The following is a 14,314-nucleotide window of genomic DNA, read 5'->3' as shown; positions in this document are numbered from 1 at the left end:
CCCTCTCACGGGCGCTCACACGGCAGCGCGCGGGCGCACCGGCGGCACCGCCGCCAGCAGCGCCCGGGTGTATTCGTGCTCGGGGTTGGTGAACAACTGCTCGGCCGGCCGGTTCTCCACCACCGCGCCGCCCCGCATCACCGCGACGTCGTGGCTGAGCTTGCGAATGACCGCCAGGTCGTGGCCGATCAGCAGATACGCCAATCCGAGTTCCTGCTGCAGGCGGGCCAGCAGATCGAGAACGCGCGCCTGCACCGACACGTCCAGCGCGGCGGTGGCCTCGTCGAGGATCAGCAGATCCGGCTCGGCGGCGAGCGCGCGGGCGATGCTGACCCGCTGCCGCTGCCCGCCGGACAGTTCGTGGGGATAGCGCTGCGCGAATTCGGTCGGCAAGCCGACGAGGTCGAGCAGCTCGGCCACCCGCTTCTGGCGCGCGGCGCCACCGTCGACCAGCCGGTGCACCGTCAGTGGCTCGGCGATCGACGTCTCCACGCGCGCACGCGGATTCAGCGACGAGAACGGGTCCTGGAACACCAGTCCGATCCGCCGGCGGAGCGCCTTGACCTCCGAGCGCTTGACGTTCAGGATGTCCGCCCCGGCGAGTGTGGCGCTGCCGCTGTCGGGGGTCACGAGACCGGTCAAGGCCGCCGCGACGGTCGACTTGCCGGACCCGGATTCTCCGACCAACCCCAGCGTGGTGCCACGCCGAATCCGCAACGAGACGTCATCGACGGCGTGCACGGTGGACTTGCCCACCGGGGTGGTGACCGTAAACGAGACGTCGAGGCCGTCGACCTCGAGCAGCGGTTCGGCATCCGGATTCGCTTGCGGGCCAGCGACATCGAGGTTGGGACGCGCAGCCAGGAGGTCACGTGTGTAGTCGTCACGGGGTCGATCGAAGACGTCGAGGATCGGCGCCTGTTCCACGACCGCGCCGTCGCGCAACACGGTCACCGTGTCGGCCACCTGACCGATGACGCCGAGATCGTGGCTGATCCACACGACCGCGGTGCCGAAGTCCCGCTGCAGAGTCCGCACCAGCTCGAGGATCTGTGCCTGCGTCGTCACGTCGAGCGCGGTGGTCGGCTCGTCGGCGATGAGCAGTTCCGGGTCGCACGCCAGCGCGATCGCGATCATCACACGCTGTCGTTGGCCGCCGGAGAGCTGGTGTGGGTAGGCATGCAGACGTGTCGCCGGATCGGGCAGCCCGACGGCCTCGAGCAACTCCAGAGCCCGCGACTGCGCCTCCCGGCGCGTCACCCGGCGGTGCGTCTCGAGCGACTCGGTGATCTGACGTTCCAGCGTGAGCAGGGGATTGAGGGACGTGCCGGGGTCTTGGAACACGAACCCGATGCGCGAACCGTGCACGCGGCGAAGGTCTTTGGCGCGGGCGCCGACGAGCTGCATCTCGGGCTCACCGGCGAGCGTGCTCGATCCCGAGACGCGTGCCCCCGGCGCGTCGAGCAGGCCGGTGGCCGCCAGCACCGTCATGGTCTTGCCCGACCCCGATTCCCCGACGATGCCCACCGTCTGGTCCCGGGCCACCGAGAACGAGACGCCGTCGACGATCGTGCGCGCACCGATGCGCACGCCCAGATCGGCCACCGCCAACACGGTCATCGTTGCACCCCTCGTGCCTCGGCGCTGGTGCGGCGTTTCGGGTCGAGCACGTCCCGCAGCCCGTCCCCGAGCAGGTTGAAGGCCAGCACGATCACCACGATCGCCGCACCCGGGAACACGGCCATCCACCACGCCATCGTGACGAATCCCTGCGAGTCGAAGATCATCCGGCCCAGCGACGGCTCCGGCGGCTGGATGCCCAGACCGAGGAACGACAGCGCCGCCTCGGACAGGATCGCGAACGCCAGGGACAGCGAGGTCTGCACGATCAGCGGGCCGGCGATGTTGGGCAGGATGTGCCGGCGCAGGATCATGTGATCGGGCGTGCCCATCGCATGCGACACCGCGACATAGGGTTCCGTGCGCACGCCCAGCGTGCTGGCCCGCGCGACCCTGGCGAAGATCGGGGTGTAGACGATGCCGATCGCGAGGATCGTCGTCGTCAGTCCCGGCCCCAGGATCGCGACCACGGCCAGGGCGAGCAGCAGGACCGGGAACGCGAACATCACGTCCACCAGGCGCATGAGCACGGTGTCCAGCCAGCCGCCCCGGTAACCGGCCAGCACTCCGACCGTCACCCCGACCACGACCGCGAACGCGACACTGATCACTGCGACACGCATCGAGGCCTGCGTCGCCACGAGCACGCGGGAGAGCACGTCACGGCCGAGCTCGTCGGTGCCGAACCAGTGTGCGCCGCTCGGCGGCTGCAGCGCGTCGGGCACGTCGACATCGTTGACGCCATGCGGCGCAATCGCGTTCGCGAACACCGCGATGACGGCGACGGCGAGCAGCACCAGCGCACTGACCGCGGTGACCGGGTTGCGCGCCAGAATGCGCCAGGACGAGACGCGGGTGGGCTCGGTGGTCGTCATGCCAGCCGGATCCTCGGATCGACCACTGCGTAGAGCACGTCCACGATCAGGTTGATCGCCAGGAACAGCGCCGCGATCAGCAGCACCGCGCCCTGGATGACCGGGTAGTCGCGGGCGGCCACCGCGTTGTAGACGAGCCGGCCCAGGCCCGGCCACGCGAAGACCACCTCGACGACGATGACGCCGCCCAGCAGCGTGGCGAGCTGGATTCCGGTGATGGTCAGGATCGGCACCAGCGCGTTGCGCACCGTGTGCCGGAACGTGACGACGCGCGGCGAGAGCCCCTTGGAGCGTGCGGTCCGCACATGACCCATGGCGGCGACGTCGAGCACCGCGGCGCGCACGTAACGCGTCATGATCGCAGCGGCGACGACGCCGACGGTGAGCCCGGGCAGGATGATGTGGCTCAGCCAGCCCGCCGGATCGGTGAACAGCGGCCGGTACCCCGAGGTGGGCAGCCAGCCCAGCGTCGTCGAGAACAGGCCGATCAGCAGGATGCCCAGCCAGAAGTCGGGGATCGAGACGCCGAACTGGCTCGTGACCCGGACGATGGCGTCGCTGAGGCGGCCTTCCCGCAGCGCCGAGTACGTGCCGGCGGGCAGCGCGATCAGCGCGGCGATCACGATGCCGGCCGCGGCCAGCGACAACGTGGCGGGCAGCCGCTCCATCAGCGTCACGGTCACCGGGTCGCCGTTGCGGAAGCTGACGCCGAGATCACCGGTGAGCGCCGAGCCGACATAGCCGAAGAACTGCGAGAGGATCGGCCGGTCCAGCCCGCTGGCGCTGCGCAACGCCTCGTACGCCTCGGGGGTGTAGCGGGTGCCCAGCGCGATGCGGACCGGGTCACCGGGCACCAGGTGCACGAGCGCGAACACCACCACGGTGACGCCCAGCAGAACGATCAGCGAATACAGCACCCGGCGTGCGACGAACCGAATGATCGGATGCGACAGGACCCTCGTCATGACGCCTCCCCACCCTTGTCCAGCGCCGCGTGCCGGAATCGCACGGCGCCGTCGCGGCGGGCCTCGTATCCCGTCAGCGCCGGGTTCCAGGCCTGGATCACCGAGGAGTTGTACAGGTAGATGTAGCTGACCTTGTCGGCGATCAGCGTTGCGGCGCGGGCATAGTCGGCCTTGCGGGCGGCGGGGTCGGTTTCGACGCGGCCGGCGTCGAGCAGCCGGTCCACCTCCGGGTCGGAGAACTTCTGCGCGTTGCTCGAGCCGTCGGTGTGGTGCTGGGCGTAGTAGAAGTCGTCGGGGTCGATGTTGCCCAGCCAGCCGAGCATCAGCATGTCGAAGTTGCCGGAGTTCTGCTCGTCGAGCCAGGTCGCGAAATCGACGGTGCGGATGTTCACCGTGAAGCCCAGCGGCGCCAGGTTGTCGGCGATGATCTGCGCCGCCGTCACGGTCTCCGGATATTCGGTGGTCACCAGCATGTCGAGATCGCCCGGCGTGACGCCGGCCTCGCTCAGCAGCTCACGTGCCTTGTCCAGCCCTCCGCTGCGGTAGCGGTCGTAAGGGGTGTACCAGGGGTTGCCCTCGGGGATCGCGAGCTCGTTGACCTTCGCGGTACCGTAACTGGTCGCGGCGACGATCGCGTCGCGATCGATGGCGTACGCGATCGCCTGGCGTACCCGCACGTCGTTCCACGGTGCCTTCGCTTCGTTGAGCGCCAGATACCAGTAGTCGTTGCTCGGGGTCACTGCCAGGCGGAGCGACTCGTCATCGGAGAGTTGGCGGACACGTTGCGGCGGAATCGAATCCGTCCAGTCGATCTCACCCGCCTGCAGCGCAGAGAGCGCCGTCGACGGTTCGGAGATGAACCGGAACGTCACCCCGGGCACGCCGGGCGGGCCGTCCCAGTAGTCGGGGTTGGCGACCAGTGAGATCGAGTCGCCGCTCTTGCGGCCGGCGAAGCGGAACGGGCCGGTGCCGATGGGGTTGGTCGCGATCTGCCCGCTCTCGACGTTGCGCCGCGACACGATCGCCATGCCCTTGAAGCCGCCGATGTTGGTCAGCATGTTCGGCGTCGGCCGGCTCACGCGGAGCACCACCGTGGCCGGATCGGGGGCTTCGACCGCGGTGACCGCGCTGAATTTGTCGGAGTTGGCGAGCTTTTCGTCGATGATGCGGCGGTAGGAGAACACCACGTCGTCGGCCGTGAGCGGGCTGCCGTCGTGGAATTTGACGCCGGGGCGCAGATGGAACGTCCAGGTGCGCTGGTCGGGGGAGACCTCCCACGAGGTCGCCAGGGCGGGCCGCATCTGCAGGTTCTCGTCGGGTTCGACGAGGGTGTCGAACACGTTCTCCAACACCTCGAACGAGAAGTAGGCGGTGGTCTTGTGCGGGTCGAGCTGATCGGGCTCCCCGGCGATCGCGGCGATCAGCGATCCGGCAGCTCCTTCGCCGAGATCGACGCGATTGCCCGTCGAGCAGCCAGTCAAGGACGCGACGAGCACGAAAATGACGAGGACAGCGGTCTGCACCGCCGTCCTCGCCATATTTCACCACCCCGGATACTCGAGCCAGTTGAAGTGCGATTACCCGGTGCCGCGAATAGGCAAACCCGTGACTTTGTCTACTCCGGGCTGAAATACTCGCGGCGTGACGATGATGCGCACCCTGGCCGCGTTCCTGCTCGGTGTCTGCGCACTGGTGGGCGCCGCCGCCCCGGCTCAGGCCGACCAGGTCATGGAAGGCGTCTTCACCATCACCCCGGAAGGCGGCAAACCGGGCACCTGGACGATCTTCCCGTCGTGCGTTCCGGTGGTCGGCGACCTCCGGGAGGCGCTGTACCTTCCCGTCGGCTGCCGCATGCACGTGCAGGCGAGCGCCGGCCTCGTCGGCGGCGACGCGGTGCTCACCGGCGGTCAGTGGGCCTACACGACGCCGACCGACCGGGGGATGCAGTGCCCGGACGGCTCGTGGGCGCCGACCGTTGACGTCGTGAAATTCGACGACGTGACGATGACGGGTACCCGCCAGACACAGCACAACGGCAACTGCGGTCTGCCGCCGGGCATCATCACGACGAGGTTCACGATGGCCTACAAGGAACCGCTCGCGACCCCCGTCGACCGATATCCGCTGATCTGCGAACCCGGTGGCCTACGGCGCTGCTTCTAGCCGGGGGATCGCCGTGACACGCGAGGACGCGAAACGGATCGTCATCTGGGGGACCGGGTTCGTCGGCAAGATGGTGATCGCCGAGGTCGTCGACCATCCCGGCTTCGAGCTGATCGGGGTGGGCGTCAGCAACCCGGACAAGGTGGGTCGCGACGTCGGTGAGATCTGTGGCCTGTCGGCACCGCTGGACCTGAGCGCCACCGATGACATCGACGCGCTGGTCGCGCTCGAGCCCGACGCCCTCGTGCATTACGGCCCGACTGCCGCGCATGCCGACACCAACATCGAGGTGATCACCCGGTTCCTGCGCGCCGGGATCGACGTGTGCTCGACGGCGATGACGCCCTGGATCTGGCCGACCATGCACCTCAATCCGCCCAACTGGATCGAACCCGTCACGGTCGCTTGTGAACTGGGGGAGTCGTCGTGTTTCACCACCGGCATCGACCCCGGCTTCGCCAACGATCTGTTCCCGATGACGTTGATGGGCCTGTGCTCCGAGGTTCGCACCGTGCGCGCCTCGGAGCTTCTGGATTACACCAACTACACCGGTGACTACGACCGGGAGATGGGGATCGGCAGGCCGCCGGAGTACACGGCGATGCTGGAGAACTCCGACATCCTCGTGTTTGCCTGGGGTGCAACGGTTCCGATGATCGCCCATGCGGCCGGCATCATGCTCGACGAGATCACCACGACGTGGGAGAAGTGGGTGACGCCGGTGGATCGGCCGACCGCCAAGGGCGTCATCGCGGCGGGCAACGTTGCCGCGGTGAGGTTCACGATCAACGGCGTGTACCGGGGAGAAACGCGTATCCAGCTCGAGCATGTGAACCGGATCGGCAACGACGCCGCACCGGACTGGCCGTCGGGCACCGAGAACGACGTGTACCGCGTCGACATCGAGGGCACGCCCAGCATCAGCCAGGAGACGGCTTTCCGCTTCACCGACGGCTCCGGCCGGGACGCCGCGGCCGCCGGGTGTCTGGCCACGGGTTTGCGCGCGCTGAACGCGGTCCCGGCGGTCAATGCGCTCTCACCCGGCTGGGTGACCGCGTTGGATCTGCCGCTGATCCCCGGGGTGGGAACCATCCGCTGAACTCAGCGGCGTTTCTCGAGCACCACGTAGGCGAGCGGGATCTGGGTGCGTTCCGGGGCCGCGGCCAGCCGCTCGGCGATGCCCTTCTCCAGCCGCTCGTGCAGATCGGCGCAGCGGGGGTTCGCGAGGCCCCCGTCCAGCGCCGCACTGAGGGCGGCGAACAGCGAGGCGCGCGCGAAGCCGGCCCAGCGCGCTCCGAAATCCACGGCGTCCTTGTCGGCTTGATACCGGTCCCAGAACCGGTCCTGCGCATCGACGATCTCCAGGTGCGCGATCGACAGCCGCTCGAAGACCCCCGACGGCGCGAAGGGCGCCGTGACATCGGCGGCCGTCCGGGCCACGGTCGGGATGCACATCCGCGCGGCCTCGTCGGCGGAGATCACCCCGGCGGCCGTCACCTCGGCGAGCGCATCCGCGATGGCGGTGAGCAGCGGACGGAACCCCGCCTCGCCGTCGTCCCCGATGCCCATGGTGGTCACGACGAGCCGGCCGCCGGGACACAGCTCGCGGCCGCGGAACGCGACGAACTCGTGCCAGTCCCGCGCTGCCTGCTTGGCGTAGGCCGCCTGTAATTCGTCGTCGCCGCACGTGGCCACCTGTAAGTGCGGGCCGTGGACCGGCGCGGGCACGTGGCTCAGCCACTGGATCGCCCACGCACTCCACCCGAGATTGACGCTGTTCGACGGCAGGATCTGCGAATAGAAGGAGCGTCCGACCGCGGAGGCGAAGGCCGCCTTGTCCTTGTGCAGGTACGTGTCCGGGTCCTCCTCCAGCGTCCGGAACAGCGCCGTGAAATCGTTGTCCGGTCGGTCGGTGTGGGCGACCAGCACCGAGTGTTCCGGCCGGGTTCTGTTGCGCAGCACCGAGATCGCCGCGCCCATCGGCAACAGCGCATTGTGTCCCGTTGCCGCACCGTAGTCGGCCAGGACGATCGGCTGCGGCGGGGTGGGCAGGGGCACTGCGGCGGCGGCCTCGGCGAAGATCTCGGTGGCGCGCGTCAGCCCGGCGGCCTGCAGCCGCGACGCGGCGGTGTAGGTGCCGCTGTCGACCGGTTCCGGTCGCACCACGATGCTCGACTCGGGCATCTTCGAGACGGTAGTACCTGTGCGCGGTCCGCGCCGACGAAAAGCCCGGCGTGCAACCCGGCGTGCGACACTGACGCGCGTGACCGCTCGGACCGGCCCCAAGATCGCGGTGGTCGCCGCAGTGATGACATTGATCGCGGGCGTGGCGGGCCTGATCGTGACGCTCGTGCTCAGCGCCGTGGTGTTCGACGACTTCGACGCCTACGGCGAGATCCCGGTGCCCGGGTCGGGGCGGGTGCAGCTGCCCGCAGGTGAGGTGACGGTCAACTTCCACACGTCGGTCACGGGAGGGATCGACGGGGGATTCCCGGTGCCACCGCTCGAGATCGGTATCAACGCCCCCGACGGCCTGCCCGATCCCGTGCTGACCGAAGACATCGGATCGACGACATCGGTGAACAACGATGTGCGCGTCCGCATCTGGACCCTTCGGGTCGCCCAGAGCGGGGTGTACGACGTCCGGACGGACGGATCGGTGGGCGGCTACATCAATCCGCGACTGGCCTTCGGCAAGGACAGCTCACCCGGCTGGGTGCTGTGGGTCTGCGGCGGGCTGATCGCGCTCGGACTCCTCGAGCTCGCCGCGGCGATCACGTGGTGGGCCCGCTCCGGGCGCCGGCCCCGACCGACGCCCGGCCCGATCGTCCTCGACGACGCGCAGTGGCCCGGCCCCGTCCCGCCGCCGGTGCACAGTTACCAGCCCACTGACGAGGCGGTGCGTCTGCGGCAGCTCGAGACGCTTGCGGCTTTGCGCGATTCGGGGGCGCTGTCCGACGCCGAGTTCGAGGCCGAGAAGCGTCGGATCCTCGACACTCAGTGACCGCGGGCGACCCACTCGTCGTAGTGCACGATCTCGTCGCCCACGGTGGTCGTATCGCCGTGGCCGGTGTAGACGACGGTGTCGGCGGGCAGGGCGCCCAACCGTCCCGAGATGGATTCCAGGATGGTGGGGAAGTCGGAGAAGGAGCGCCCGGTGGCACCCGGACCGCCGGAGAACAGCGTGTCACCGCTGAACACCGCGGTCAGCTCCGGAGCGTGCCAGCAGACCGAGCCCGGGGAGTGGCCTGGGGTGTGCAGTGCGCGCAGTTCGATACCGGCCACGGTCAGTGCGAGACCGTCCTCCACCGCGCGAAAATCGCTGTCCGGGTGCGTCATCCGCCACAGGACGTCGTCGGCGGGATGCAGCAGGACCGGAGCGTCGAGAGCCTTGCCCAGCTCGGGGGCGACGGTCACGTGATCGTTGTGGCCGTGGGTGCACACCACCGCGATCACGTTCCTGCCGCCGACCGCCTCGATGATCGGCGCGGCGCTGTGCGCGGCGTCGAACACCACGACGTCGTTGTCATCACCGACGAGCCAGATGTTGTTGTCGACATCCCAGCTGCCGCCGTCGAGTTCGAACGTGCCGCTGGTGACCAGCCGCTGGATGGCGTTCACAGGACCACCACCGAGCGGAGCACCTCTCCGGCGTGCATCTTGTGAAAAGCGTCTTCGATCTGGTCGAGTCCGATCCGTTCGGAGACGAACTTGTCGAGCGGGAACCGCCCCTGCAGGTACAGCGAGATCAGCGTCGGGAAGTCCCGTTCGGGTAGGCAGTCGCCGTACCACGACGACTTCAACGACCCACCGCGAGAGAAGAAGTCGATCAACGGCATCTCCAGCGTCATATCGGGGGTGGGCACGCCGACCAGGACCACGGTGCCCGCGAGGTCGCGCGCGTAGAACGCCTGCTTCCACGTCTCGGGCCGTCCGACCGCGTCGATCACGACGTCGGCACCGAACCCGTCGGTGAGGTCCTGGATCGTTTCCACGGCGTCGAGTTCCTTGGCATTGATCGTGTGCGTGGCGCCGAATTGCCGAGCCCACTCCAGCTTTCGGTTGTCCATGTCGACGGCGATGATGCGTTTCGCGCCGACGAGCGCGGCGCCGGCGATCGCGGCGTCACCGACACCGCCGCAGCCGATGACGGCGACGGTGTCGTCGCGGTTGATCGCCCCGGTGTTGATGGCCGCGCCCACACCGGCCATCACGCCGCAGCCGAGCAGGCCTGCCGCGGCGGGGTCGGCGGCCGGATCGACCTTGGTGCACTGACCTTCGTGGACCAGGGTCTTGTCGGCGAACGCGCCGATGCCGAGCGCGGGGGTCAGCTCGGTGCCGTCGGTCAGCGTCATCTTCTGCGCGGCGTTGTGGGTGTCGAAGCACAGGTGGGGGCGGCCGCGTTTACAGGCCCGGCACTGACCGCACACCGCGCGCCAGTTCAGGATCACGAAGTCACCGGGCTCGACGTTGGTGACACCCTCGCCGACCGTCTCGACGATGCCGGCCGCCTCGTGGCCGAGCAGGAACGGGAATTCGTCGTTGATGCCGCCCTCGCGATAGTGCAGATCGGTGTGGCACACCCCGCACGCCTGGATGTCGACCACGACCTCACCCGGCCCCGGATCGGGGATCACGATGTCCACCACCTCGACCGGCTGGCCCTTCGAACGGGAGATCACGCCGCGCACCGTCTGAGTCATGCCTGAACCCTAATATGTGGCCCCGGCGTCGTCGCTAGGCTCATCACCGATGAGCGCACTCGACGCCCTGGCCGACTGGCCCGTCCCGACCGTCGCCGCCGCGGTCGTCGACCGCAATGGAACGCTGGCCCACCACGGCGACCAGACGCAGACCTTTCCGCTCGCCTCGGTGACCAAACTGCTCGCCGCGCGCGCGATCCAGATCGCGGTCGAGGAGGGCGTGTTCGACCTCGACACCCCGGCCGGACCGCCGAGCGCCACGATCCGCCACCTGCTGGCACACACGGCGGGCTACGAGATGACCTCGGAGAAGGTGCTCGCCGCACCGGGCACGCGGCGGATCTACTCCAATCACGGGTTCGCCGTCGCGGCCGAGGTGCTGGAGCGCGAGTCGGGCATCCCGTTCACGGACTACCTGACCGAATCGGTGTTCGACCCCCTGCAGATGTCGGACACCACCCTGGACGGGGGCGCACCGGCGGCCGGCTACGGCGCCACGTCGACGGTGGCCGATCTGACGGCGTTCGCCGGTGAGCTGTTGACGCCGGCCCTGGTGTCGGAGCGGATGCACGAGGCCGCCACGTCGGTGCAGTTCCCCGGCCTCGACGGAGTGCTGCCTGGCTTCGGTAGGCAGCGGCCCAACGACTGGGGACTGGGCTTCGAACTGCGGGACGGCAAATCACCGCACTGGACCGGAGCGCAGAACTCGCCGCGGACCTACGGGCACTTCGGCCAATCGGGGACGTTTCTGTGGGTGGACCCCGACGCCGCGTTGGCCCTGGTCGTGCTCACCGACCGGCCCTTCGGCGACTGGGCGCACGACGTGATGCCCGCCCTGTCTGATGAAGTTCTGAGAGATTACAGGGCGGACTAGCGCAACACGCGTCTCACAAGGCACAATTACCTCGAAATAAACAATTTCATCTGCTGACTCACTCGGAAACCACCAGGTCGTTGGGGAAGACGTCCCTCGTGGAGCCGAAGGAGCAACAGATGCGTGCAGCGAATCAATTCGCCGACACGACGACGGGTGTGGTGTACGTACATGCCTCACCCGCGGCGGTGTGCCCGCACGTCGAGTGGGCGTTGTCGTCGACCCTCAACGCGAGGGCGAATTTGAAGTGGACGCCGCAACCGGCCATGCCCGGGCAGCTGCGTGCCGTGACGAACTGGGTGGGACCCGTGGGCACCGGCGCTCAACTGGCCAATGCCCTGCGGTCCTGGTCGGTGCTGCGGTTCGAGGTCACCGAAGACCCGAGCCACGGCGTCGACGGGCACCGCTGGTGCCATACCCCCCAGCTCGGCCTGTGGAGCGGCGCGATGAGCGCCAACGGCGACGTGATGGTCGGGGAGATGCGGCTGCGCACCCTGATGGCCTCCGGTGCCGACATGCTGGCCGCCGAACTCGACTCCGTCCTCGGCACCGCGTGGGACGAGGCGCTGGAGGCCTACCGCGACGGCGGAGTGGGCGCCGAAGTCAGCTGGCTCAGCCGCGGGGTCGGGTAGCGGGTCCTGACACCCGCAACGCGCCCGGCACCACGGTGAGCTCCACGGGCAGCGGACACACGTACTCGCCGTCGGCGTAGGCAGTGATTCCTGGTGACTCGACCGTGATCGTCGCGGCCCGCCGGGTCGTCACCTCCGGCAGGTTCACATGAGTCCCCTTGAACACGGTCGGAAACAGCCGGATCAGCCGCGAGCGGGATGCTGACGCAACCATCGTGACATCGAGCAGCCCGTCGGTCGGGTCGGCGCCGGGACAGATCAGCATGCCGCCGCCGTAGCTTCGGGTGTTGCCGAACGCGGCCAGCGTGAGTTCGGTCTCGACCTCGGTGCCGTCGAAGGTGAGCCGGAACGGCAGCAACCGCAGCTGGGAGATCTCGGCCAGCATGGCCAGGTTGTAGCGCATGCGCCCGTGCGGCCAGCGCATCCGGTTGGTCCGATCGGTGACCAGGGAATCGAAACCCGCCGCCATCACCGTGCCGAACCACCGCCGGGTGCCGTCGGCGCCGGTGATCAACCCCAGGTCGTAGGTGCCGATCTCGCCGTCGACGACCGCGTCGGCGGCCGCCTCGGGCCCGGTGGGGATGCCGAACGCGCGCGCGTGATCGTTGCCGGTGCCGGCCGGGATGATGCCCAGTGGGGTCGGCGTCTGCGCGAGGATCTGCAGCGCGAGCGAGACGATGCCGTCGCCGCCGACCACCACCAGCGCGTCCATACCGCGTTCCAACGCGCCCTCGACGAGTTCGCGTGCATGGGCGGGGTCACGGCCGACGAGTGCGACGACGTCGACGCCGCGTTCCTGGAATCGGCTGATCGCCCGTTCGGCGGCGTGGCGGGCATTGCCGTGCCCGGAGGCCGGGTTGGTCAGGACGACGATCCGGTTCACGGAATCAGCTTGCCCGGGTTCATGATTCCGGTGGGGTCGAGGGTCGACTTCACGGCACGCAGCACGGCGACGCCGAGGTCGCCGACCTCGTCGCGCATCCAGGGGCGGTGGTCGGCCCCGACCGCGTGGTGGTGGGTGATCGTCGCGCCGACGCGCACCATCGCTTCCGAGGCGGCGGTCTTGGCGGCGCGCCACTGCTCGATCGGGTTGCCGCGCTGGGCGGCCACGACGGTGAAATAGAGCGACGCGCCGGTGGGGTAGACGTGCGAGATGTGGCACATCACTAGCGCAGGCGTCCCCGAATCGGCCAGCGAGCGGGTCAGTGCGTCGGTGACGGCAGCCTTGAGCGTCGGGACGTTCGACCACGTCGTCGCGGTCTCCAGCGTCTCGCACAGCGCACCCGCCGACAGCAGCCCGTCCCGCAGGTAGGGGGCGTTGAACCGGCCGTGCTCCCACGCGCGTGCCGGGCCCTCGCCCAGTGACGTTCCACCGTTGGCGCTCAACAGGTCTCGCGTCTCGGCGTGGCGGCTGACGACGTGGGCCTCGGTGCCCTCGAAGGCCGTGATGGCCAGACAGCCGCCGGTGATCTGGATCTCGCCGATGCTGTCGGCGGTGGCCAGGTTGACGCCGGTCTCCGCCTCGTCGGAAAGCCGGATCACCGTCGGTCCGGCACCGGTCTGCGCAACGGCCCGGAGCGCGGCCGCGCCGGTGGCGAAGTCGGGAAACGACCACGCCTCATAGCGCGTGGTCTCCGGCACCGGATGGACGCGCACCCGGACTTTCGTGATGACGCCGAACGTGCCCTCGGAACCGAGCAGAAGCTGCCGCAGATCCGGTCCCGCGGCCGATGCGGGTGCGCGGCCCGCATCGAACACTCCCGCCGGCGTCACGGCACGCAGGCCGCGCACCATGTCGTCGAAGCGGCCGTAGCCCGCGGAATCCTGGCCCGACGAGCGGGTCGCGGCGAACCCGCCGATCGTGGCGAAACAGAAGCTCTGCGGGAAATGGCCGAGTGAGAAGCCGCGCTCGTTCAGCAGCTGCTCGGCCTCCGGCCCGGTCAGGCCGGCGCCCAGCTCGGCCTCCCAGGAGACGTCGTCGAGCGTGTGCAGCTCGTCGAACCGGCGCAGGTCCACCGACACCACGGCCTTGAAGTCGCCCCGCAGCGGGTCCAGGCCACCGACCACGCTGGTGCCACCGCCGAACGGAACGACCGCGATGCTGTGGTCGGCGCAGAATCGCAACACGGCGGCCACCTCGTCGTCGTCGCCGGGCACCAGCACCGCGTCCGGGCCGTCCTGCACACCGAAATCCCTGCGGCGCAACAGGTCCAGCGTCGACTTACCGCCGGCGCGGAGCAGCCGGTCGCGGTCCTCGACGAGAACGTTCTCGGCGCCGACGATCGCGGCGAGCCCCTCGCGGTCACTCGGCGACAGAGCCGATGGGCGGACCCTGACCTCTTCGAGGGTGGGCTCTGCTGTCGGCTCGGCGTCGATGCCCAGGGCCTGGCTGAGAAGGGAGCGGATACCGGGCGACAGCGGCTTCGCTGCGGCGGGATCACCCCAGGCGTTCCATGCCATCGGAGGTCGTGTGGGCTGGCCA

Annotated in this window: 14 protein-coding genes; 5 read left to right on the top strand and 9 right to left on the bottom strand. The window is 69.1% G+C overall.

Annotation, left to right across the window (positions count from 1 at the left end):
* Nucleotides 1–15 precede the first annotated feature (15 nt).
* From ACZ50N_RS16115 to ACZ50N_RS16100, 4 genes are read right to left on the bottom strand one after another with little or no spacing between them, the layout of a single operon-like run.
* Nucleotides 16–1,620: an ABC transporter ATP-binding protein gene (locus tag ACZ50N_RS16115; protein ID WP_464473283.1), complete on the bottom strand. Its 1,605-nt coding sequence runs from the start codon at nt 1,618–1,620 to the stop codon at nt 16–18.
* Nucleotides 1,617–2,495, bottom strand: coding sequence for an ABC transporter permease (locus ACZ50N_RS16110; RefSeq protein WP_464470557.1), 879 nt, complete (start codon nt 2,493–2,495; stop codon nt 1,617–1,619). Before ACZ50N_RS16110 ends, ACZ50N_RS16115 begins: the two co-directional genes overlap by 4 nt.
* A complete protein-coding gene (locus tag ACZ50N_RS16105) occupies nt 2,492–3,460 on the bottom strand; it encodes an ABC transporter permease (RefSeq protein WP_464473282.1) in 969 nt (322 codons plus the stop codon). Before ACZ50N_RS16105 ends, ACZ50N_RS16110 begins: the two co-directional genes overlap by 4 nt.
* Nucleotides 3,457–4,998 (bottom strand): ABC transporter substrate-binding protein, encoded by a 1,542-nt coding sequence (locus ACZ50N_RS16100; protein WP_464473281.1) that lies wholly within the window; start codon nt 4,996–4,998, stop codon nt 3,457–3,459. Before ACZ50N_RS16100 ends, ACZ50N_RS16105 begins: the two co-directional genes overlap by 4 nt.
* Nucleotides 4,999–5,101: 103 nt before the next feature.
* Here ACZ50N_RS16100 and ACZ50N_RS16095 point away from each other — a divergent pair, with 103 nt between their 5' ends.
* A complete protein-coding gene (locus ACZ50N_RS16095; RefSeq protein ID WP_052765228.1) occupies nt 5,102–5,623 on the top strand; it encodes a hypothetical protein in 522 nt (173 codons plus the stop codon).
* Between the two features lie 70 nt (nt 5,624–5,693).
* A complete protein-coding gene (locus ACZ50N_RS16090) occupies nt 5,694–6,722 on the top strand; it encodes an NAD(P)H-dependent amine dehydrogenase family protein (protein WP_464475660.1) in 1,029 nt (342 codons plus the stop codon).
* A gap of 2 nt (nt 6,723–6,724) precedes the next feature.
* On the opposite strand, the gene ACZ50N_RS16085 is transcribed toward ACZ50N_RS16090, so the two are convergent.
* Complete coding sequence (locus ACZ50N_RS16085) at nt 6,725–7,807, bottom strand: class I SAM-dependent methyltransferase (protein WP_048424038.1); 1,083 nt, start codon at nt 7,805–7,807, stop codon at nt 6,725–6,727.
* 79 nt (nt 7,808–7,886) lie between these two features.
* Between ACZ50N_RS16085 and ACZ50N_RS16080 the strand changes: the two genes are divergently transcribed.
* A complete protein-coding gene (locus tag ACZ50N_RS16080; protein WP_464473280.1) occupies nt 7,887–8,627 on the top strand; it encodes an SHOCT domain-containing protein in 741 nt (246 codons plus the stop codon).
* Here the strand turns inward: ACZ50N_RS16080 and ACZ50N_RS16075 are convergent.
* Nucleotides 8,621–9,244, bottom strand: a complete 624-nt coding sequence (locus tag ACZ50N_RS16075) for an MBL fold metallo-hydrolase (protein ID WP_464473279.1) — start codon at nt 9,242–9,244, stop codon at nt 8,621–8,623. The two genes, ACZ50N_RS16080 and ACZ50N_RS16075, sit on opposite strands and share 7 nt — an antisense overlap.
* Nucleotides 9,241–10,326, bottom strand: coding sequence for an S-(hydroxymethyl)mycothiol dehydrogenase (locus tag ACZ50N_RS16070; RefSeq protein WP_464473278.1), 1,086 nt, complete (start codon nt 10,324–10,326; stop codon nt 9,241–9,243). The genes ACZ50N_RS16075 and ACZ50N_RS16070 overlap by 4 nt, the downstream gene beginning before the upstream one ends.
* Before the next feature lie 49 nt (nt 10,327–10,375).
* On the opposite strand from ACZ50N_RS16070, the gene ACZ50N_RS16065 reads away from it, so the two are divergent.
* Nucleotides 10,376–11,200, top strand: a complete 825-nt coding sequence (locus tag ACZ50N_RS16065) for a serine hydrolase domain-containing protein (RefSeq protein WP_464473277.1) — start codon at nt 10,376–10,378, stop codon at nt 11,198–11,200.
* 119 nt (nt 11,201–11,319) lie between these two features.
* Nucleotides 11,320–11,832: a DUF3145 domain-containing protein gene (locus tag ACZ50N_RS16060; protein WP_046363431.1), complete on the top strand. Its 513-nt coding sequence runs from the start codon at nt 11,320–11,322 to the stop codon at nt 11,830–11,832.
* Here ACZ50N_RS16060 and ACZ50N_RS16055 read toward each other — a convergent pair.
* Both ACZ50N_RS16055 and ACZ50N_RS16050 read right to left on the bottom strand, forming a co-directional pair.
* On the bottom strand, nt 11,813–12,715 hold the full coding sequence (locus tag ACZ50N_RS16055) for a diacylglycerol kinase (RefSeq protein WP_046363411.1): 903 nt from the start codon (nt 12,713–12,715) through the stop codon (nt 11,813–11,815). The genes ACZ50N_RS16060 and ACZ50N_RS16055 overlap by 20 nt on opposite strands.
* Nucleotides 12,712–14,292: an FAD-binding oxidoreductase gene (locus tag ACZ50N_RS16050; protein ID WP_464475659.1), complete on the bottom strand. Its 1,581-nt coding sequence runs from the start codon at nt 14,290–14,292 to the stop codon at nt 12,712–12,714. Before ACZ50N_RS16050 ends, ACZ50N_RS16055 begins: the two co-directional genes overlap by 4 nt.
* Between the last annotated feature and the right edge of the window lie 22 nt (nt 14,293–14,314).

It is taken from the genome of Mycolicibacterium obuense (assembly GCF_055397605.1).
The sequence above is the reverse complement of the archived record's forward strand: the minus strand, read 5'-3'. Positions and strand labels throughout refer to the sequence as shown.